Source organism: Shewanella intestini (assembly GCF_018221465.1).
Taxonomy (GTDB): domain Bacteria; phylum Pseudomonadota; class Gammaproteobacteria; order Enterobacterales; family Shewanellaceae; genus Shewanella; species Shewanella intestini.
Window position 1 is genome coordinate 206,980 of the sequence record NZ_JAAIKR010000002.1, and the last position, 21,505, is coordinate 228,484.

The 21,505-nt window shown below is 42.5% G+C and carries 19 protein-coding genes; 14 read left to right on the forward strand and 5 right to left on the reverse strand.

Features of this window, described 5'->3' with window-relative positions; all coding sequences use genetic code 11:
* Positions 1–14 precede the first annotated feature (14 nt).
* The 10 genes from sdhC to G3R48_RS04080 all read left to right on the forward strand — a co-directional run bounded on the left by sdhC (position 15) and on the right by G3R48_RS04080 (position 11,082).
* Positions 15–410 carry a succinate dehydrogenase, cytochrome b556 subunit gene (sdhC, locus tag G3R48_RS04035; RefSeq protein ID WP_153663306.1) on the forward strand — a complete coding sequence of 132 codons (396 nt, stop codon included), beginning with the start codon at positions 15–17 and terminating at the stop codon, positions 408–410.
* A complete protein-coding gene (gene sdhD, locus G3R48_RS04040; RefSeq protein ID WP_153663308.1) occupies positions 404–751 on the forward strand; it encodes a succinate dehydrogenase, hydrophobic membrane anchor protein in 348 nt (115 codons plus the stop codon). The genes sdhC and sdhD overlap by 7 nt, the downstream gene beginning before the upstream one ends.
* Complete coding sequence (gene sdhA / locus G3R48_RS04045; protein WP_212593207.1) at positions 752–2,518, forward strand: succinate dehydrogenase flavoprotein subunit; 1,767 nt, start codon at positions 752–754, stop codon at positions 2,516–2,518.
* Between the two features lie 15 nt (positions 2,519–2,533).
* The gene (locus G3R48_RS04050; RefSeq protein WP_153663310.1) at positions 2,534–3,241 is read left to right on the forward strand and encodes a succinate dehydrogenase iron-sulfur subunit; all 708 of its coding nucleotides are present in this window, start codon (positions 2,534–2,536) and stop codon (positions 3,239–3,241) included.
* 190 nt (positions 3,242–3,431) lie between these two features.
* On the forward strand, positions 3,432–6,254 hold the full coding sequence (gene sucA / locus G3R48_RS04055; RefSeq protein ID WP_153663312.1) for a 2-oxoglutarate dehydrogenase E1 component: 2,823 nt from the start codon (positions 3,432–3,434) through the stop codon (positions 6,252–6,254).
* 28 nt (positions 6,255–6,282) lie between these two features.
* Positions 6,283–7,467, forward strand: coding sequence for a 2-oxoglutarate dehydrogenase complex dihydrolipoyllysine-residue succinyltransferase (gene odhB, locus G3R48_RS04060; protein ID WP_153663314.1), 1,185 nt, complete (start codon positions 6,283–6,285; stop codon positions 7,465–7,467).
* 73 nt (positions 7,468–7,540) lie between these two features.
* The gene (gene sucC, locus G3R48_RS04065) at positions 7,541–8,707 is read left to right on the forward strand and encodes an ADP-forming succinate--CoA ligase subunit beta (RefSeq protein ID WP_153663316.1); all 1,167 of its coding nucleotides are present in this window, start codon (positions 7,541–7,543) and stop codon (positions 8,705–8,707) included.
* Complete coding sequence (gene sucD, locus G3R48_RS04070; RefSeq protein ID WP_153663318.1) at positions 8,707–9,579, forward strand: succinate--CoA ligase subunit alpha; 873 nt, start codon at positions 8,707–8,709, stop codon at positions 9,577–9,579. The genes sucC and sucD overlap by 1 nt, the downstream gene beginning before the upstream one ends.
* 254 nt (positions 9,580–9,833) lie before the next feature.
* Positions 9,834–10,607, forward strand: coding sequence for a MipA/OmpV family protein (locus G3R48_RS04075; RefSeq protein WP_153663320.1), 774 nt, complete (start codon positions 9,834–9,836; stop codon positions 10,605–10,607).
* Between the two features lie 19 nt (positions 10,608–10,626).
* Entirely contained in the window at positions 10,627–11,082 is a 456-nt protein-coding gene (locus G3R48_RS04080) for a CC0125/CC1285 family lipoprotein (protein WP_153663322.1), read from the forward strand.
* Between the two features lie 167 nt (positions 11,083–11,249).
* Here the strand turns inward: G3R48_RS04080 and G3R48_RS04085 are convergent, their stop codons facing one another.
* The 5 genes from G3R48_RS04085 to pepE form a co-directional block, all read right to left on the reverse strand.
* A complete protein-coding gene (locus tag G3R48_RS04085; RefSeq protein WP_153663324.1) occupies positions 11,250–12,551 on the reverse strand; it encodes an ATP-binding protein in 1,302 nt (433 codons plus the stop codon).
* Between the two features lie 49 nt (positions 12,552–12,600).
* Complete coding sequence (locus G3R48_RS04090) at positions 12,601–13,305, reverse strand: response regulator (RefSeq protein ID WP_153663326.1); 705 nt, start codon at positions 13,303–13,305, stop codon at positions 12,601–12,603.
* Positions 13,305–13,715: a DUF3019 domain-containing protein gene (locus tag G3R48_RS04095; RefSeq protein ID WP_153663328.1), complete on the reverse strand. Its 411-nt coding sequence runs from the start codon at positions 13,713–13,715 to the stop codon at positions 13,305–13,307. The genes G3R48_RS04090 and G3R48_RS04095 overlap by 1 nt, the downstream gene beginning before the upstream one ends.
* A gap of 8 nt (positions 13,716–13,723) precedes the next feature.
* Positions 13,724–14,599, reverse strand: a complete 876-nt coding sequence (locus tag G3R48_RS04100; RefSeq protein ID WP_153663330.1) for a MipA/OmpV family protein — start codon at positions 14,597–14,599, stop codon at positions 13,724–13,726.
* Positions 14,600–14,975: 376 nt separating this feature from the next.
* Positions 14,976–15,701, reverse strand: a complete 726-nt coding sequence (gene pepE, locus G3R48_RS04105) for a dipeptidase PepE (protein ID WP_153663332.1) — start codon at positions 15,699–15,701, stop codon at positions 14,976–14,978.
* A gap of 251 nt (positions 15,702–15,952) precedes the next feature.
* Between pepE and htpX the strand changes: the two genes are divergently transcribed.
* The 4 genes from htpX (at position 15,953) to cobA (ending at position 21,497) form a co-directional block, all read left to right on the forward strand.
* On the forward strand, positions 15,953–16,816 hold the full coding sequence (gene htpX / locus G3R48_RS04110; protein ID WP_153663334.1) for a protease HtpX: 864 nt from the start codon (positions 15,953–15,955) through the stop codon (positions 16,814–16,816).
* Between the two features lie 289 nt (positions 16,817–17,105).
* Positions 17,106–17,459, forward strand: a complete 354-nt coding sequence (locus G3R48_RS04115) for a cytochrome c3 family protein (protein WP_212593208.1) — start codon at positions 17,106–17,108, stop codon at positions 17,457–17,459.
* A 220-nt stretch (positions 17,460–17,679) separates the two neighbouring features.
* A complete protein-coding gene (locus tag G3R48_RS04120; RefSeq protein ID WP_153663338.1) occupies positions 17,680–20,631 on the forward strand; it encodes a nitrate reductase in 2,952 nt (983 codons plus the stop codon).
* The gene (cobA, locus tag G3R48_RS04125; RefSeq protein WP_228497375.1) at positions 20,631–21,497 is read left to right on the forward strand and encodes a uroporphyrinogen-III C-methyltransferase; all 867 of its coding nucleotides are present in this window, start codon (positions 20,631–20,633) and stop codon (positions 21,495–21,497) included. The genes G3R48_RS04120 and cobA overlap by 1 nt, the downstream gene beginning before the upstream one ends.
* The last annotated feature ends 8 nt before the right edge of the window (positions 21,498–21,505 follow it).

Consider the following 21,505-nt stretch of genomic DNA (forward strand, 5'->3'; position numbering starts at 1 on the left):
AAAAATAATGCTCAATGGAGCTGAGTGAGCAGAACGTGAAAAAGCAAAGACCTGTCCATCTAGACCTGCATAAAATACGCTTTCCTGCTACAGCGATCGCGTCGATCTTACACCGTATATCTGGTGTCATAATGTTATTTGCTATTGGTATTCTTCTTTGGTTGTTAAATTCATCTTTAACGTCAGCTGAAGGGTTCGCTAGTGTCCAATCTCTTTTCGATAATTTATTAATGAAGTTTATCCTTTGGGGCATCTTAACTGCGCTTGGATATCACTTATTCGGTGGCATACGTCATTTGATAATGGATACCGGTCGTTGGGAAGAGCTAACTTCTGGTATTGCTTCTGCTAAGGCACTTTTTGTCATTGCCTTAGTATTTTCAGTCGTTGTGGGGATTTGGATATGGTAACTAATGCAGCAAGTTTTGGACGCAGTGGTGTTCATGACTTTATTTTATTACGCGCAAGTGGGGTTATCTTAGCCTGTTATTCAATTTTTCTAATTGGATTTATTGCTTGTAGTGCACCGTTAACGTTCGAGATCTGGCAAGGTTTATTTAGCACCTTGCCAATGAAAGTCTTCACACTGTTAGCCCTCATTGCTCTGCTAATTCATGCGTGGATTGGTGTTTGGCAGGTGCTAACTGATTATGTACCGAACACGGCTTTACGTGGTGTTTTGCAGTTTATCTTTGTTGTGACCGCATTGAGTTATCTTGCGGCTGGCATCGTTATTGTGTGGGGTGTTTAAGTGAGTATTCCTGTACGCGAATTTGACGCGATTGTAATTGGTGCAGGCGGTGCGGGTATGCGCGCTGCATTACAAATTTCTAAAGAAGGTAAGAGCTGTGCGCTTTTATCTAAAGTTTTCCCAACACGTTCTCATACTGTTTCTGCGCAAGGTGGCATCACCGTTGCGCTGGGTAATGCCCATGAAGATCACTGGGAACAACATATGTATGACACGGTTAAAGGTTCTGACTTTATTGGCGACCAAGACGCTATTGAGTTTATGTGCCAAACCGGCCCAGAAGCCATTATTGAACTAGAGCATATGGGGTTACCGTTTTCGCGTTTTGAAAACGGCACTATTTACCAACGTCCATTTGGTGGTCAATCACGTAATTTTGGTGGTGAACAAGCGGCACGTACTGCTGCGGCAGCTGACCGAACTGGACATGCATTATTACATTGTCTTTATCAACAGAACGTTAAACACAAAACTGAAGTGTTCTCTGAGTGGTATGCACTTGATTTAGTTAAAAATGAAGATGACGTGATTGTTGGTTGTACAGCCATTGAAATAGAAACAGGTGAAATCGTTTATTTCAAAGCCAAGGCCACAGTATTAGCGACAGGTGGTGCAGGGCGTATCTATGCCTCTACCACAAATGCACACATTAATACTGGTGATGGTGTGGGCATGGCAATGCGCGCTGGCGTACAAATGCAAGACATGGAAATGTGGCAGTTCCACCCAACAGGTATTGCTGGTGCTGGTGTACTCGTCACAGAAGGTTGTCGTGGTGAAGGGGGATATCTTTTAAATAAAGATGGCGAACGTTTTATGGAACGTTATGCACCCAATGCAAAAGATCTGGCATCGCGTGATGTAGTTGCTCGCTCAATGATGACTGAAATCCGTGAAGGTCGAGGCTTAGACGGACCATTAGGGCCACATTGTTTATTAAAGCTTGACCACTTAGGTAAAGAAACGCTAGAAGCGCGTTTACCGGGTGTATGTGAACTTTCTCGCACGTTTGCCCATATTGATCCTGCAGATGGTCCAATTCCGGTATTGCCGACTTGTCATTATATGATGGGCGGATTACCTGCAAAAGTTAGCGGTCAAGTGCTTCGTCAAAATGAAGATGGCACTGAGCAAGATATCACGGGCTTATTTGCTGTTGGTGAAATTGCTTGTGTATCCGTTCACGGCGCTAACCGTTTAGGTGGTAATTCGTTGTTGGATTTAGTTGTCTTTGGCCGTGCAGCTGGTCAGCATTTGGGTAAAGCGTTAGATGAGACGCCAACACCTAAAGATGCGACCGATGCCAATGTTGAAGCATCATTGGCTCGTCTAAACCGTTGGGAATCAAACCAAGACGGTGAAGACCCTGCTGATATCCGTAAAGACTTACAGCTTTGTATGCAGCTTAACTTCTCTGTTTTCAGAACTGGCGATGCCATGGCTGAAGGGCTTAAGCAGTTAAAGGCCATCGAAAAACGTCTTAACAATGCCAAGTTATCTGATAATTCGCGTGAATTTAATACACAACGTATTGAATGTTTAGAGCTCGATAATTTGATGGCAACGGCGTTAGCGACAGCGTATGCCGCTAACTTTAGGAAAGAAAGCCGCGGGGCGCATTCTCGCGAAGATTTCCTAGAGCGTGATGACGAAAATTGGTTATGTCACAGCGTATTTGACCCAACAACAGAGTCAATGAAAAAACGTGCTGTGAATATGGAGCCAAAGCTTCGTGAAGCTTTCCCTCCTAAGAAACGTACCTACTAAGGCGGAGTTGCAAAGATGAATTTAACATTTGCAGTGTATCGATATAATCCTGATGTAGATACCAAACCTTACATGAAGGATTACACCCTTGAAGTGCAAGAAGGCACGGATATGATGGTGTTAGATGCGTTAATAAAACTGAAAGAGCAAGACCCAACATTAGCATTTCGTCGTTCTTGTCGTGAAGGTGTTTGTGGTAGTGACGGTATCAATATGAATGGTAAAAATGGCTTGGCGTGTATTACGCCAGTGTCGACATTCAAAGGTAACAAAATTGAAATCCGTCCATTACCTGGCATGCCAGTTGTGCGAGACTTGGTTGTTGATCTTACACAGTTTTATAAACAGTATGAAAAAATCAAACCTTTCTTAATCAATGACGAAAAAACCCCAGCACGTGAGCATTTACAATCACCAGAAGAGCGTGAGCATTTAGACGGTCTTTATGAATGTATTATGTGTGCTTGTTGTTCTACGGCTTGTCCATCGTTTTGGTGGAATCCAGATAAGTTTGTTGGTCCAAGTGGGTTATTGCATGCATACCGTTTCTTAATTGACAGTCGCGATACCGCCACGGAATCTCGTTTGTCTGAATTAGATGATGCCTACAGCGTATTCCGTTGTCATGGCATTATGAATTGTGTGGATGTTTGCCCGAAAGGCTTAAATCCAACCAAAGCCATTGGCCATATTAAGTCAATGCTATTGAAGCGAGCGGTGTAGCACGACCATGAGCTAATAAGGATTTATTAGCTCATTTTTTGCACCTTTTTTGGGCAGTTATTTTGGTGCAAAAATAGATTGAAGAATTAGCTGTAACAAGTTGTTTTTATTGTTGCAGTTTGGCTATGATGGCGATACTGTCACAATAGCAAATGGCTAAGTACGTGTATCAAGTTGGAAAGGAATTACAATGCACCAAGGCATCATGAAAGCCTGGCTCGAGTCGTCTCATTTAAGCGGCGCGAACTCGACCTACGTAGAAGAGATGTATGAAGCCTATCAAGACGATCCACAGTCAGTTTCTAATGACTGGCAGCTAGTCTTTGATAATCTCCCCCCTGTCAGTGAAGCAGCAATTGAGGCTCCTGAAGCAGCTCATTCTAAAGTCCGTGAATATTTTCGAAGTTTAGCATTAGAAACACGTGGTAAAGGCGCTGCGAGAGTTAGCGATCCCGATCTCGATGCTAAGCAAGTTAAAGTCCTGCAATTAATCAACGCCCACCGTTTTCGTGGCCATCAAGGTGCTAATCTAGACCCGCTTGGATTATGGAAACGTGAGCCTGTTGCAGAACTTGATCCTAAACACCATGGTTTAACCGCTGAAGACATGGCACGTGAGTTCAATACAGGCTCTTTTGCTCATGCTGGCGATACCATGAAGTTAGCCGATATCATTCATGCATTGAAAAGCACTTATTGTGGTTCAATTGGTGCTGAATATATGCATATCACCGATACTGAAGAGAAACGCTGGATCCAGCAACGCCTTGAACCCTCTTTAGGTAAAACGAATTATGCTATCGATGTCAAGAAACGTATCTTAGAAGGCCTCAATTCAGCAGAAGGTATGGAAAAATATCTGGGAGCTAAATTTCCTGGGGCAAAACGTTTCTCATTAGAAGGTGGCGATGCATTAGTACCAATGATGCGCGAGATAATTTATCGTGCAGGTGAAGCTGGAACGAAAGAAATTGTCGTTGGTATGGCACATCGTGGCCGTTTAAACGTGTTAGTTAATATTCTTGGTAAGCGACCTGCTGAGTTGTTTGACGAATTTGCCGGTAAACATGCTGATGTCAATGGTTCTGGTGATGTGAAATACCACCAAGGTTTCTCATCAGATTTTGAAACGCCCGGCGGCAATGTACATTTGGCGCTCGCGTTTAACCCATCGCATTTAGAAATTGTAAATCCAGTTGTGATTGGCTCAGTCAGAGCAAGACAAGACCGACGTGGCTGTGAAGACGGCTTACAAGTCATGCCTATTACCATTCATGGTGACTCTGCTATTACTGGGCAAGGCATTGTGCAAGAGACATTTAATATGTCTCAAACTCGTGGCTTTAAAGTCGGCGGCAGTATTCGCATTGTGGTGAATAACCAAGTGGGCTTTACCACCTCTAATCATGCTGATGTGCGTTCAACTGAATATTGCACCGATATCGCCAAAATGGTGCAAGCACCTATTTTCCACGTCAATGCAGATGACCCAGAAGCGGTAGCGTTTATTTCTCAGCTCGCGGTAGATTATCGCAATGAATTTAAACGTGATGTGGTGATTGATTTAGTGTGTTATCGCCGCCATGGCCATAACGAAGCTGATGAACCTAGTGCGACCCAGCCACTGATGTATGCCAAAATTAAAAAGCATCCTACACCACGTAAAATCTATGCCGACCGCTTAATTGAAGAGCAAAGCATTTCAGCAGATGATGTCACTGGATTGGTTAATACCTACCGTGACGCATTAGATGCGGGTGATTGTGTGGTTAAAGAGTGGCGCCCAATGACACTCAATACGGTTGATTGGTCACCGTATCTTAATAAAGAATGGGACGAATCATATCAAGCAGGAATGAGCAAAACACGGTTACAAAACCTAGCTGATAAAATTGTCGATATTCCTGAAAGCCATAAACTGCAATCACGTGTCGCTAAAATTTATGGCGACCGTAAAGCCATGGCCGCGGGTGATAAATTACTTGATTGGGGCTTTGCTGAAACACTGGCTTACGCATCAATTCTTGAAGACAACCAACGAGTGAGAATCACAGGTCAAGACTCAGGTCGTGGCACGTTCTTCCACCGTCATGCGGTATTACATAACCAAAATGACGCAACTACTTATTTACCCCTTCGCAATGTTGCGCCTCAACAAGGTGAAATTGACATTACCGATTCGGTATTGTCAGAAGCCTCGGTACTGGCATTTGAATATGGTTATGCCACAGCAGAACCTGAAGGCTTAACGATTTGGGAAGCGCAATTTGGTGACTTTGTTAACTGCGCGCAAGTGGTAATTGACCAATTTTTATCATCTGGTGAGCAAAAGTGGGGCAGATTATGTGGCTTGACCATGTTATTGCCACATGGTTATGAAGGCCAAGGCCCTGAACATTCAAGTGCCAGACTTGAGCGTTTCTTACAATTATGTGCTAACCACAATATGCAAGTCTGTGTGCCGTCTACTCCTGCGCAGGTTTACCACATGCTTCGTCGTCAAGTAGTCCGTCCTATGCGTCGTCCGTTAGTGGTGATGTCGCCTAAGTCATTACTGCGTCATCCACTTGCGGTTTCAAGCATGGATGAACTTGCCAATGGTCAGTTCCAAAACATTATTAATGAAGTTGACGACCTTGACCCGACTCAAGTGGACAGAGTGGTATTTTGTAGCGGTAAAGTATATTTCGAATTACTCGAAAAACGCCGTAAACAAAATCTCACCAATGTCGCCATATTACGTGTCGAGCAACTTTACCCGTTCCCTGAAGTTGAAATGCGTGCTGCATTAGAAAAATATGCACACGTTAAAGATTTTGTTTGGTGCCAAGAAGAACCACAAAATCAAGGGGCTTGGTATTGTAGTCAACATCATTTTTGGGCAAATATTCCCGCCGGTGCTCAACTAACTTATGCTGGCCGTGAAGCTTCAGCTGCACCAGCATGTGGTTACCCGGGGTTACATTTACGCCAACAAGAATCTTTATTGAATAGCGCATTAAAACTGTCGTAACAGATAATTTATAAAAGGAAAGCTTTCCATGAGTATCGAAATTAAGGTACCCGTTCTACCAGAATCAGTTGCTGATGCAACAATCGCTACATGGCATGTTCAACCTGGTGAACCCGTAGAGCGCGATCAAAACCTAGTTGATATCGAAACCGACAAAGTCGTTTTAGAGGTTGTTGCACCAGAAGATGGTTCTATCAGTGAATTATTATTTCAAGAAGGCGATACGGTTTTAGGCGAACAAGTTATTGCTAACTTTGTTGCTGGTGCGGTAGCGGGTCAAGAAGTCACTAAAGCACAAGCAAATGCTGCGCCAGCTGCTGATTCAGATGACAGTAACGATAACTTAAGCCCGTCAGTGCGCCGCTTAATTGCAGAGCACAACCTTGATGCGACTGCAATTAAAGGTAGTGGGGTAGGCGGACGCGTAACTAAAGAAGACGTAGAAGCGTTTGTTAAATCTGCGCCAGTTGCAAAACCTGTTGCCGCGCCTGCGCCAGTTGCATCGCTTGAAGGTCGCAGCCAAAAACGTGTACCGATGACACGTCTACGTAAAACCATCGCTAATCGTTTACTTGAAGCGAAAAACTCAACGGCAATGTTGACCACGTTTAACGAAGTGAACATGAAACCTATCATGGACATTCGTAAGCAATACCAAGAAGTGTTTGAAAAACGTCATGGTATTCGTTTAGGTTTTATGTCTTTTTATGTCAAAGCGGTAACTGAAGCGCTAAAACGTTTCCCAGAAGTGAATGCATCAATTGACGGTGATGATATTGTTTATCATAACTATTTTGATGTTAGCATTGCGGTTTCAACGCCACGTGGTTTGGTGACACCTGTATTGCGTGACACCGATACGATGAGCCTTGCCGATATTGAAAAAAATGTTCGTGAATTAGCCCTTAAAGGCCGTGACGGTAAGTTATCTGTCGATGACATGACTGGCGGTAACTTTACTGTGACTAACGGTGGAGTATTTGGATCATTAATGTCGACGCCAATTTTGAATTTGCCACAAAGTGCCATTTTGGGCATGCATGCGATTAAAGATCGCCCAATGGCTGTTAATGGTGAGGTTGTTATTCAACCTATGATGTACCTTGCTCTTTCTTACGACCACCGTATTGTCGATGGCCGTGAGTCTGTTGGATTCTTAGTTGCCATTAAAGACTTCTTAGAAGATCCAACGCGTCTGCTACTTGATCTGTAAGTTGTAGATTACCCCCTCGCTGTTGGCCTAGATGGCCAACTGGATATAACTAGAAGTATATGGATAGATCATCATGAATTTGCATGAGTATCAGGCAAAAGCCCTATTTGCCGAATATGGTTTACCAGTGTCAGAAGGATTTGCTTGTGATACTGCGCAAGAAGCAGTGGAAGCAGCAGGTCATATTGGCGGTAATATGTGGGTTGTTAAGTGTCAAGTACACGCAGGCGGCCGTGGTAAAGCAGGTGGTGTCAAAGTCACTGGCGATAAAGAAGAAATCAGAGCATTTGCTGAAAACTGGTTAGGTAAAAACTTAGTCACTTATCAGACAGATGAAAACGGTCAACCTGTAGCTAAAATCTTAGTTGAAAGCTGCACCGACATTGCTAATGAATTATATCTTGGCGCTGTTGTTGACCGCGCAACACGTCGTGTTGTGTTTATGGCATCAACTGAAGGCGGCGTTGAAATTGAGAAGGTGGCGGAAGAAACACCTGAATTAATTCACAAAGCAATTATTGACCCATTAGCGGGCCCTCAGCCATACCAAGCACGTGATCTTGGCTTCAAGTTAGGTTTAAACCCAACTCAAATGAAGCAGTTCACTAAAGTTTTCATGGGCTTAGCTAAAATGTTTGAAAACCATGATTTCGCTTTACTTGAAATCAACCCACTTGTTATCACTGACGAAGGTAACATTCACTGTCTTGATGGCAAAATTGGTGTCGACGGTAATGCTTTATTCCGTCAACCTAAAATCCGTGAAATGCATGACCCATCACAAGATGATGCGCGAGAAGCACACGCAGCAAAGTTTGAGCTTAACTATGTTGCTTTAGACGGAAATGTTGGTTGTATGGTAAACGGTGCTGGCCTTGCAATGGGCACAATGGACATCGTTAACTTACATGGTGGCAAACCCGCTAACTTCCTTGATGTGGGCGGCGGAGCAACAAAAGAACGTGTTGCGGAAGCGTTTAAAATCATTTTGTCTGATGCCAATGTTAAAGCCGTACTGGTAAACATTTTTGGTGGGATTGTCCGTTGTGACATGATTGCAGAAGGTATTATTGGTGCAGTAAAAGAAGTGGGTGTTCAAGTTCCTGTTATTGTACGTCTTGAAGGAACTAACGCTGAACTAGGCCGTGAAGTCCTTGCCACTTCTGGTTTAGATATTATTGCTGCTGAGTCATTAACTGACGCGGCTGTAAAAGTTGTTGCCGCTGCGGAGGGCAAGTAATGTCTGTATTAATTAACAAAGATACTAAAGTTATCTGTCAAGGTTTCACTGGCGGGCAAGGTACATTCCACTCTGAGCAAGCCATCGCATACGGTACGCAAATGGTCGGTGGTGTATCACCAGGAAAAGGCGGCCAAGTGCATTTAGACCTTCCTGTTTTTAACACGGTTAAAGATGCTGTGGCTGCAACAGGTGCTACGGCTTCAGTTATCTATGTACCGGCTCCTTTTTGTAAAGATGCTATTTTTGAAGCGATTGACGGTGGCATTGAGCTTATCGTTTGTATCACTGAAGGCATCCCTACGTTAGATATGCTGCAAGTTAAAGTGAAACTTGAAGAAACTGGCGTACGTATGATTGGCCCTAACTGTCCAGGTGTTATCACACCTGGTGAGTGTAAAATTGGTATCATGCCGGGTCACATCCACAAGCCTGGTAAAGTCGGTATTGTTTCTCGCTCTGGTACATTAACGTACGAAGCGGTTAAGCAAACTACCGATGAAGGTTTCGGTCAATCGACTTGTGTCGGTATTGGCGGTGACCCAATTCCAGGTACTAACTTCATCGACGTATTGGAAATGTTCCAAAACGACCCACAAACTGAAGCAATTGTAATGATTGGTGAAATTGGTGGTACTGCTGAAGAAGAAGCGGCTGAATACATTAAAGCTAACGTGACGAAACCCGTTGTGTCTTATATTGCTGGCGTAACCGCGCCAGAAGGTAAGCGCATGGGTCATGCTGGTGCAATCATCGCCGGTGGTAAAGGCACTGCAGCAGATAAGTTTGCCGCTCTTGAAGCCGCAGGCGTAACGACTGTGCGTTCATTAGCTGACATCGGTTCTGCATTGCGTACCCGTACTGGTTGGTAATCCTTTGCTGTTAAGTCTCTTTATGTGACTGATGAGTAAAGTGGTTTTAAAAGACGTCTTAGGACGTCTTTTTTTGTTGCCTTTTTTTAGTGAAATCTGCCTTGTCATTATGGATGTATCAATTGGAATATTGAAAATTTACGTGTTACACCCGCTTATTTGTATCTCAGGTTACAGTAGGATACAGAGTTGTTTTTATTAATTGCATATAGTTGTTCTACAGCAACATTAACGATAAAAATAAAGGACACAAAATGAAATATTTAACCTTAGTCATCTCATCACTATTGTTGTCTCAATCAGCGCTAGCAGCAGACAATACTTATATTCGTAACGGTAATGTGTATAGCCACGAGGGTAAATTTTTTGCAGGTGCGGGTGTGGTAACTGGAAGTGAGTTTTATAAAGGGCAAGACCATAAAACAGCTGCATATTTAAACGGTGGATTTCATGGTAGCGATTTTAATGCCGATGTTAGCGGGGTTAACTATCGCTTTCTTGGTGACAATGAGTCACTATTGAATATGAGCGTGTTTGTGACAGCTAATGCCGAATTTGATGCAAAAGATGCCGACATCTTAGATGGCATGAAAGACCGCAAGGCAAGCGGCGACCTTGGGTTAAACCTCGATTTACATTTAGGTAATGGTACGCTTTCAAGTAAGTTCCAACATGATGTGACTGATGTTTATAACGGTTACCAAGCCGATATGACTTATTATTATCCAATAAAAGTGGGCTTTGCTGACATTGTTCCATATGCAGGCGTGCATTATTACAGTAAAGATTTTGCCAATTACTATACCGGTGTCAGTAAAAAAGATGCCACCAATGTTCGCAGCGAATACCAAGCATCATCAACCTTAGCTTATCGTGCCGGTTATGTATTAGTGGCACCTGTCACTGAGCATTTAGACATTGTTCAGTCAGCAGGCTATACCCGTTTAGGGTCTGACATGGCTGATTCACCATTAATCGGAAGTCAAAACCAGTGGGCAACCTCAGTGGGTGTTAATTACCACTTTTAATCTCTAATTGGAGTCAATCATGAAAATTTTAAAACACATATCAATGTTAGCGATAGTAGCCTGTTTGTTGAGTGCTTGCGCCACACCTTATAACACCGAAAAAAGTTTTTGGACATTTGGTAAAGGCTTTGAAACCGTGCAGATTGCTCCCGATAGCTGGCAGATTAGTTTTGTTGGAAATACTAATACTGATCGTGCTTTAACTCAAAAGTATGTGATGATTAAGTCCGCAGAGCTGTGCCAAAAAGCAGGTTACGATTATTTCCAATACACAAATGCACAAACTAATAGTGATGCTGTAGGGCAATTTGGTGCGGGCAGTCAAAGCAATAATATTTTGTTTGGTAGCACCAGCATAGATAAAGAAACATCAACAGTGGTTGAAGTGACAGGTTTAAAAACTAAACCCGCTCAAGCTAATACACGAGTCTATGATGTCAACTACATTTTGAACCATGTAAAAGTTGACAATTAATAACTACTGGAAATCAATACCACGCGAAGGTTACGCGTAACTAGCATAATATGTTGTAACCCGCGTTTTTTAAAATAGGCGCTAAATTGAGTTTATCTATAATAGATACCGTCAATTTAGCGCTTTTTTTATGGCTACTTTGTGGCGTAATTTTTTGGGTTTATTTGTTACTCGTGCTCATTTATTCGAACTAAGGTTAATATCATACAAGCGCCACCTAATTGTGCTGAGCGATCAATTGTTAGCTTCGAGTCCATCCAATTACCAATTCTGGCAACAATTGCCAGCCCCATACCATGCCCTGCATTATCTCGGCTATGTTGACCACGAACAAACGGCTTAATCACTTCTAGGGCTTCATTGTCATCAATGCCTTTGCCGTCATCTTCAACCCGTATTTGAACGGTATCAGGGTTAACTACAATGCTTATTTGAATATGTTGTTGCCCAAAACGCTCGGCGTTACTGAGCAAGTTACTAACTTGCATGGCTAGATACTGGCGATCACTTTGAATCAATATGGGCTGTGACGCTGACAAAAGCGTGAAGGTATGCTGCTCAAAGTGCTGGTTTGCATAGCGTTCGATTAACCATTGATTAAGGTCAAATACGCTTAATGCTGGCGAGATATTCGCTTCATCAAGACGGGCGTAACTTAATAGTGTCGCAACCAACTCTTCCATGGTGTCGAGGTTAGTGTTTAAACGTGCAAAGTACTTCACTTTTAGGGCGGGATTGCTGGTTTCTTCTAATGCTTCAATGCCAAAACGTAATCTGGCTATCGGCGTTTTTAAATCGTGCGATACCGCGCGGCTGAGCAATTTATTATCGTCAACAAGTTGCTGAATGCGATCGGCCATACGATTAAATTCGATTTCAATTTCACTAATATAAGAGGTGTTTTTGATTTTAATACGTTGTTGTAATTGTCCCATACCAAACGCTTTTGTGGTTTTACTTAAGTTGATCAGTTGGCGAATTAGCGGAGATATCCATAGCAATAAAATCAGGCTGACACCGCCGTAAAATAGCATGGTGTAATGTTCATTACTGGACTGTAGTTGCTCATCAGGGGTCACTAAAGTGGTGCTAATATTTAATACTTGCTGGGTTTTGTCCAGATGATAATGCAGTGAAATCCCTTCATCTGAATCAAGTACTAATGCTGCTTGTTGAATAAATTGTTTGTGTAGTGACGGCGGCAATGCAAAGGCAGATTCAGCAATAATTGACATTTTTTCGTCATTTATGCTGTTCCAATGACGAATAAACTGTTGTTGGTCAATGAGAGGGTCGTTTAAGGTTTTAGCAAGTGATTCACCTACCCATTTCAAGGCATTAATCTTCTCAATGGTGTTCGCTTGCCCATCTGTAGATTCGGTTACTGCGGCAATTTGGGTGATGGTCCAACCTAAACTTGCAATGGCAATAATTACCACTAAAACCAAAGAAATAATGAGCTTTTTCATATTGATGCCATTTGCTTAGTGGTGATGCCATTGGTATGTGGCGACGGGATTAATCTTCAGTTTGTTCTTCGCGGCAAAATAAATAGCCTTTGGCGCGCACGGTTTTTATTTTGTAGGGTTGATTGGGGGCGTCGAGCAGTTTTTTACGTAGCCGTGATACTCTAATATCTATTGAGCGATCAAAACCATCGTATTCGATGCCGCGTAATTGCGTTATCAGCTCGGTACGCGCAACGACAGTGCCGACGTTTAATGCCAGTAGCCAAAATACGTCAAACTCATTCGCATTTAACTCAAGTGAAAACGAACCAATTTTGACCGATTTAGCATTGGCATTTAATACTAAATCGCCAAATTCAAGTTGTTGTTTAACTTTGTCATCTGTAGCACGTCGCAGCAGCGCTTTAATATGCGCGAGCATGACTTGTGGACGAATAGGTTTGGTTAAGTAATCATCAGCACCGACTTCTAGGCCTTTAATTTCATCACCATCTTCAACACAAGCGGTCATAAACAAAATAGGGCCGCGGTAAAATGAACGTGCTTCTTTACAGACATCAAAGCCGTTTTTAACTGGCATCATTACATCGAGTAAGACTAAATCTGGCACTTCTTCTTCAATCATCTCTAGGGCGTAATCACCTTGGCTGGCAACGGTAATGGTATAGCCGTGGTCTAACAGGTAATCGCTGATCCATTCTGCTAATGAACAGTCATCTTCTACTACTAAAATATGTTTTTGCTCATCTTGCATTAAAACAGTCTCCAACCGGATTGACTTTGTTTGGGTGCTTTATAAACCCAGGTCACAACCACTTTCACTTTGGCTAGCGGTTGTGGTTGGCCTTGGCGAATTAATTGAAATGTTGTGGTAGTGGTATTTTCAAAACTATAAGAATATTGGGTCAGAGCTTGTCCTTCCCAGCAGGTTATGGGTTGCTGAGGGGGATTTTCATTCGTATTAGACTGCATAAGGCAATATTTGCCTGCATTGGGAGTAGACCATTTAAAGGTGACATCCTGATAGCACATTTGACCTTTGTGCAAAGCGACACATTGTTCAGGTGTGGCGGTAAAGTCAGTGATATCTGTTTGTGCATGGCTGACGGGGGAAATCAATCCCAACCATAATAAATGCCACCATCGAGTGAGTAATTTAGTCATAAGCCACCTTAAAACACATAGCTGATAGTGGCGTTCAAAAATGACGCATATCCAGCTTGATTAAAGGGGCTGTCGGTAATGACATCAGGGAGTAGGTTATAGCGATACATTGCCCTAAACACGACATTTGAGGTAATGGGGTAGGCTGCACCTAATTCAATGCCATAACTTAAAGAGCTATCAGGTGTGTACTGAGGAAATAAATCAGTCGCTTCATCAGCGGTCACACCAAATAAAGCGCGATTCAATTTGGCTGATGAATAAGTAACGCTACCTAAGGCATGAAAATTCCAATTACGCACTTGCCAAGATTTTCCGAATCGAGCGCTGCTTTGCAGTCCTTGGTCGTCAAAGTAATCACTGACAGCACGAAATTGAAACACATAATGGTCGTCCCAGTAACGTGTTGCTCTAATGCCTGCACCAACGTAAATAGACTCTTCTGATAATAAATATACATTGCGCTCGGCTTCATCGAGCAGTTTGGGATCAATCCCTTCAGGACGACGCCACGTGGTTTGAATGTTGGCTAAAAGGATATCAACTGACCAATGCGCTGAGTTCCAGATATTATAGCCAAGGTTAATACCATCTTGAGATTGATGCACCATTTCGGCAAATAAGCCTTTGTATTGATATACGCCGCTTATTAACAATGCAGGTTCAATGGTTTGATGATCGGTTTGACGAACGTCAACTTTGTTTGAGGAAAAAGCACCTGCACCAAGCTCAAAATAGCCGCCATCGGCTAAACGGTCTGTTTCGCCTTGGGAAACACTGGAGGCAATATCTGCGCCGTGAGATAGCGGAGAGATTAATGTGCAAAGTAAGCATAATGACAACCCAAAATGCCTGTGGATACTGTATGTGCGTTTGCTGTTCATATTATGGGTGAAGCTACCTTGTAAAGATTCAGTAATCGTAAAACATACTGAAAATATAGAACATTTTTAAAGCGCTATTTTACAAGATATGTCAGGTGAGGTTAATCAATAAATTACAATTAAAGGCAGGAATTGTGTCAGTAGTGGTATTTAGGTTGCCGCTATTGATGTGCAATGCCAGTGCACATCAATAGTTAAGGTCAGTAATGATTAATGAAAATAGTGATCGACAGACAGTGTCAAGATTGGCATCGCATACAGTGTTTGTTGCCTATCTTGTAACAACCGCTAGTTGACCGTTAAGCGTTCATTGTGAATGAACAAGGAGGTTCTTATCCAGGCTAAAGCCCTAAACATGATAAGGACACCAGCGAGATTATGTGGTTGGTTTCTTGTCTAAATAAACGCTGAGGTCGGTTCCTACAGCAATCGGTTGTGCTTGAATATCGCCTTTAAATAAATAACCTTCTTTGTCACCAATTAGTGTGAGCTTTTGGTCTTTAAGTCGTAATGCGGTGCCTTCTTGAATCGCAATAACAGGGGTTATTGGGTCTACCTTTGTAAATTCAAGCAGTCGCTGGGCGCGGGTTTCACCATTATGTCCAGCGAGTGTGGCATTGCTGTAGTGAGGATTGAGCTGAAAAGGTAAAATTCTTAAGCCAGTAAAAGACACGGGTTCAATAATTGGCATGTCATTTGTTGTTCGGATGCTTTGCCCAGTGATATTCGAGCCTGCACTCCAACCTACATAGGGTTTACCTGACAAAACTTGTTCGTTAATTAACTGCACTAAGTCGTAACGGTAAAGCTCATGCAATAAGTGGAATGTGTTTCCACCACCGACGAAAATACCATCGGCTTGTTTTATTGCCTGTTTAGGGTCGTTAAATTGGTGGATACTTTCAATGGATAACCCAAGGGGTGCTAGACCTTCTTGGACAAGCGTCAGGTAATGATCGTAATCCATACTGACACCGGCATAAGGAATAAATAACCACTTTTGACCAGGTGAACATAACGGACGAATAAAATCGATTGTATGAGATAAATAAGGGGTATCACCAACGCGTGAGGCACTTAACATTAAGGCATTAACTGACATATAACTTCCTTTAATTCATTGGTTTTTTGGCAGTGTAGCAAAGAAAATAACTTACCAAAAGTCGTGATAAATCAATCGTCAGATTAAGTATCTATTAATATTCACTTAGTAGAATCCGCAAAATCTATGGCATGTCTTTTAAAAATAATCATCTAAAAATTATTTAATTAATCAACCCTTGAAATTGATTATTTTGGACATATTATGTCTTAAACCATTGTAATTGACCCTTTCGTCAAACAGGAGCTTATATGAAGCGGATTTTTTTATTAATTGCCACCAACATGGCTATTTTACTTGTTGCATCGATTGTCATGTCTATTTTAGGGGTTAACACTTCTTCAATGACTGGGCTATTAATTTTCGCTGCAATATTTGGTTTTGGTGGTGCGTTCCTTAGCTTAGCGATTTCTAAATGGATGGCCAAGAAAACCATGGGGTGTGAAGTGATCACTCAACCTCGTGACAATATCGAAAAATGGTTAGTTGATACCGTTGCGCGCCAAGCAAAACAAGCGGGCATTAATATGCCTGAAGTGGCGATATATCAATCACCAGAGCTAAACGCATTTGCGACAGGCCCATCTAAAAATAACGCATTGGTTGCCGTGAGTTCGGGTTTGCTTTATGGCATGACCCAAGATGAAATTGAAGGCGTATTAGCCCATGAAGTAAGCCATGTTGCTAACGGTGATATGGTGACATTAACCTTGATCCAAGGCGTAGTGAATACCTTCGTTATTTTTGCTGCGCGTGTGGTTGCAGGCATTATCAATAACGTGGTGGCTAGCAATGATGAAGAAGGAGAAGGGTTAGGTACGTTTGCTTATATCGGTGTGGTTTTCGTGCTTGATATGCTATTTGGTATTTTAGCTTCCATGATTGTGGCTTACTTTTCACGGATTCGTGAATTCAAAGCCGATGAAGGTGCTGCTCACTTAGCGGGTAAGCACAAAATGATCGCAGCGTTAGAGCGTTTACGCCAAGGGCCTGAGTCTGGTGCAATGCCTGCACAAATGTCAGCGTTAGGTATTAATGGTAAACGTGGTATGGCTGAGTTAATGATGAGTCACCCTCCGTTAGAAAAACGTATTGCTGCTTTGCAGAACCGTTAATTAAAAATAAAATCATTTACAAAAAAGGAGCTTTGCTCCTTTTTTTTTGTCTCACAATTGATTATCTTAAAATAACCTTAATACTTGAATGGTTTACATGAAGTAGAGCACGTTTTAGTAAAGAACAAGCTGTTAAATTACGTGGCTGCTTTATGGTTGCCAATTTGGGCAACGTTAACTATGTTTGTTAAATGTATTTTAGTGGATTGAGTGTTGTGATTAATTCAGTTTTTGACTCCCATCAATACAAAAGAATGAGAGCATTTAACTGCAAATGGAGGATTTTAAAGTGAGCAATAAATTACTAACTGCACTATTTGCTGCGGGTTTTGCATTATTATCTTCAACGGCGAGTTTCGCTGCTGATGAAAAACAAAACCTTGCAGATTTCCATGTTGAAATGGGTGGCTGTGAAAACTGTCATGCTGATGGCGAACCGTCTGCTGATGGTGCATATGAGTTTGAACAGTGTCAAAGCTGTCACGGTGCTTTATCAGAAATGGATAAAGTTCACCAATCACATGATGGCAAACTGATGTGTGCTGATTGTCATGCCCCACATGACACAAATGTCGGTGACAGACCAGAATGTAGTTCTTGTCATGATGACGGTCGTACTGCTGATAAAATCAACAAGCAGTAATACGAACCTAACGATTAAAACGCCAGCATTTGCTGGCTTTTTTTTTGCTTATAAAAATCAACACTGATGCTACTTGTGGGCATTTTTGGTGCACGCTTATGCACGATTCATGCGCACCTGACACATCCACATTATAAAAAAGGCTAACTTTACAACATCTTAGGTATTGGCATAAGAATCGCTTTCTATACTTTATAAGGATTAATCTTAAAGGTATACAATGGAGTCTGTCATTACGAGCTGCGCATATTGCGGGGTTGGGTGTGGGGTAAAGGTATCGACTAAAGCATGCATTGATGCTAACACATTTGCTATTCATGAAAATACATTCCCTGCTAAAAGCGCAACTAACTTAGTCGTAAGTGGTCATAGTGGCCATGCTGCAAATCGCGGTAAATTATGCGCTAAGGGTGAAAGCTTGTTACAGAGCTTAGATCAACCTTCGGTGTTGAAATATCCATTAAACAGCGCGGCTAAACCAATTGATTGGCAACAAGCCATCAGCACGATTGCAGGCAAATTCTCTGACACCATTACACAATACGGCCCAGATTCAGTGGCATTTTATCTGTCAGGTCAGTTACTGACAGAAGATTATTATGTTGCTAATAAATTAGCTAAAGGCTTCATTAAAACGGCAAATGTCGATACTAATTCGCGTTTATGCATGTCATCAGCGGTTTCAGCGCATCAACGTGCATTTGGCGAAGATGTTGTTGCTGGCTGTTATGATGATTTTGAACAATGTGATGTTATCGTTTTAATCGGCTCTAATGCTGCATGGACGCATCCCGTGCTTTTTCAGCGAATGATGAAGGCGCGTGAAAAACGCGGCACGCACATTGTCGTAATTGACCCTGCAACAACGGCTACCGCGCAGCAAGCGGATCTACATTTGGCGATAAAGCCCGGTAGCGACAATGTGTTGTTTCAGTCACTGTTATTGCATTTAGTCGATAATCAGTTAGTTGATCATCAATTTATTCGTGCACACACTGAAGATTTTGACACTGTTATTGCACAAACACGTGAAAATCTCGCGTTAACATCGGCTTATGCTGTTAAACAAATGACATCACCCAGCAAGACTGATGCAAAAACTGGTCGCATTGCGCAAAACAGCCAACATCGAACTCAAGCAACGGCACATGTGAACAAGGTCAATAATACAACCGCGTTAAGTGTGCAGGACATTACTGGATTATCCGCTAAACAGTTAGCGCTATTCTTTGATTTGTTTAGTGCCTCAACTAAGGTCGTTACTGCAAGTTGTCAAGGGGTTAATCAATCCGTTAGCGGTACAGACACCAGCAATTCAATTATCAATTGTCATTTAGCCAGAGGCCAAGTAGGACAACCGGGTAGCGGCTTTTTTTCACTGACAGGCCAACCTAATGCCATGGGGGGACGCGAGGTCGGTGGGTTAGCAACGCAGTTGAGTTGTCATATGGGATTTGGTCAGCAGCAGCAAGCTTTATTGGCAGATTTTTGGCAAACAACATCTGTTGCCAGTAAAGCTGGATTAAGTGCAGTTGAGATGTTTAAAGCGGTGAAACAAGGCAAAATTAAAGCCATTTGGATAATAGGCACAAACCCTGCGGTATCGATGCCTAATAGCCATGAAGTAAACCAAGCCTTAAAGGCATGTCCCTTTGTGGTAGTTTCAGATGTGTGTGCAGATACGGATACTGCGCAATACGCTGATCTATTGTTACCAGCGTTAGGATGGTCACAAAAAGATGGCACGGTGACCAATAGCGAACGTATGATCACCCGCCAACGCGCTTTTATTAGCACAAGTGGTCAAGCTAAAGCTGACTGGTGGGCGTTAGCCCAAGTGGCTAAAACGATGGGCTTTAAAGGTTTTGATTATCAATCAAGTCATCAAATTTTCACCGAGTTCGCCGCCTTATCTGCCAAAGTAAAACACACATTTAACCAACAAAAATTTACTATTTCAGGACTGCAGAAACTGACTAAAGCCCAGTACGATAATTTAGCACCAACACAGTGGCCAATAGAGTCAAGCGATGATATTGGGCAATATTCTACAAGGGTGTACCAAGATCATCAGTTTAGCTTTGCTTCTGGTAAGGCCCGTTTTGTTGCTGCTAATGTTGATACTCATCATCAACCCGTAGCAGATGCCCCTGATGTATTATTACTCAATTCTGGGCGCTCACGAGATCAATGGCATACCATGACCCGCACAGGTCATATAGCCTCATTACGTGCCAGTGTTGCCCAGCCTACTGTGGCTATTCATCCTAAAACAGCAAAGCTAATACAACTGACTGAACATGATTTTATTAAGTGTGAAATTAATTCACAAGATATCCTGGGTGGTGGATATGTTGCTCGCGTTGTTTTTGACGAAACAATATTGGAAAACACCTTAAATACAAGCATGCATTGGTCTAAGCAATTTTCACTTACTGCTGGAGTTAATTACGCAACCCACTATTTGGTTGATAATATTTCAAAGCAACCTGCGTTCAAGCATCAACTTGTGCGTGTCAGTCGCTATGAAGTTGGGTTACAAGGCATGTGGTTTGGTGAGGTTGAAACCAATGCTGAGCTTAATGGTGAACTGCGTTGGAAAGTGCAACAAACCCTGAAACATGGGCAATGCTTTCATGTGGCTTTCGCTTGCAATAGTCATGATGCTCAATATTCCAGTCAACGCCAACTTAACTGGTCATTACACTTGCCATCATCACAGCAAATTCAAATTACTTGTTTGGCTAACAAAGACCGAATTACGGGTATTCAAATCCTGTCACAAACAGTAATTAGTGCTGACTTAGAAGCAATGTCGCAACTTATTTCACAACCACTAAATTCTGCATTGATTAACCAACTCCATGGACTGTTAAAGGCGGGAAGTAGCCCACTAATTTGTGTGTGCACCGGTGTTACTGAGGCCGATATTGCCGCTGAGCTAACGCAGCTACGCTCAGCAATTGGACAAGGTTCTAACGGGTCGGACACCGACTGGCAATTGGTAAGGGTATTGGAAAATACGCAACAAAAGTTAGGTTGTGGCAGGCAGTGCGGCAGTTGTCAAAGCGAGGTGCAACGCTGCGTGCAGCAACAATGGCAACTAATCAATAATGAACCACATAGTGCGACGGCAAAAAGGCTGTTAACAACAAAAGAGGGTGTGGCTTAATGGATAAACAAGCACGAATGAGTCATATTCTCAACTTCGCCAAAAACAACACCATTAACACTGGGTTAATGGCTGGCGAGGTGGCGATTGTTGGTGCCGGTTGTGGTGAGCTTGAACTCATGACCATAAAAGCAGCTAATACCGTGTCACAGGCTACAGCGCTAGTGTATGACAGTTTGGTCAGTCACGACATATTAACCTTGGTTTCAGCAGAATGTGAGCGCCATTTTGTTGGCAAGCGTTGCGGTCAACCAAGTGCAAAACAAGATGACATCAATGCATTGCTATTAGCGTTGGCCTTAAAAGGTAAAAAAGTTGTGCGTTTGAAAGGGGGCGATCCGCATATTTTTGGTCGTGGGGCTGAAGAGTCATTATATTTAGCGCAACATGGCGTTAAAAGCCACTTTGTTGCAGGGGTAACGGCGGCTTTAGGTTGTGCTTCAAGTAGTCATATTCCACTAACCTATCGTGGGGTAGCGCGAAGTGTTACGCTCATTACTGGTACCAAACAAAGTGCTCAGCATTATGATAAAAGCGCACGTCAATGGTTAGCGCTGCTGCAAGCTGAATCAACGTTAGTGTTTTATATGGGCAAAGAACAAGCGCCATCTATTAGTGCCGGGCTTTTAGCGGCAGGTTGTGCGCCGCAACTTGGGGTCGCTTTTGTCACTAATGGCGGCAGACGAAACCAAATTATCCGTTATACCACGGTTGCAGAAATGCCTCAGCAAGCAAAAAATATCATTAGTAGCGGCCCAACATTGATGATTATTGGCGAGGTTGTGCAAGTGGGACATGAACTACAGACCTTGATAGAAGATATCGATAATAAGTCACAAGAGGCTGGTTATGCCAAGTGTGAGTAAAGTTAACG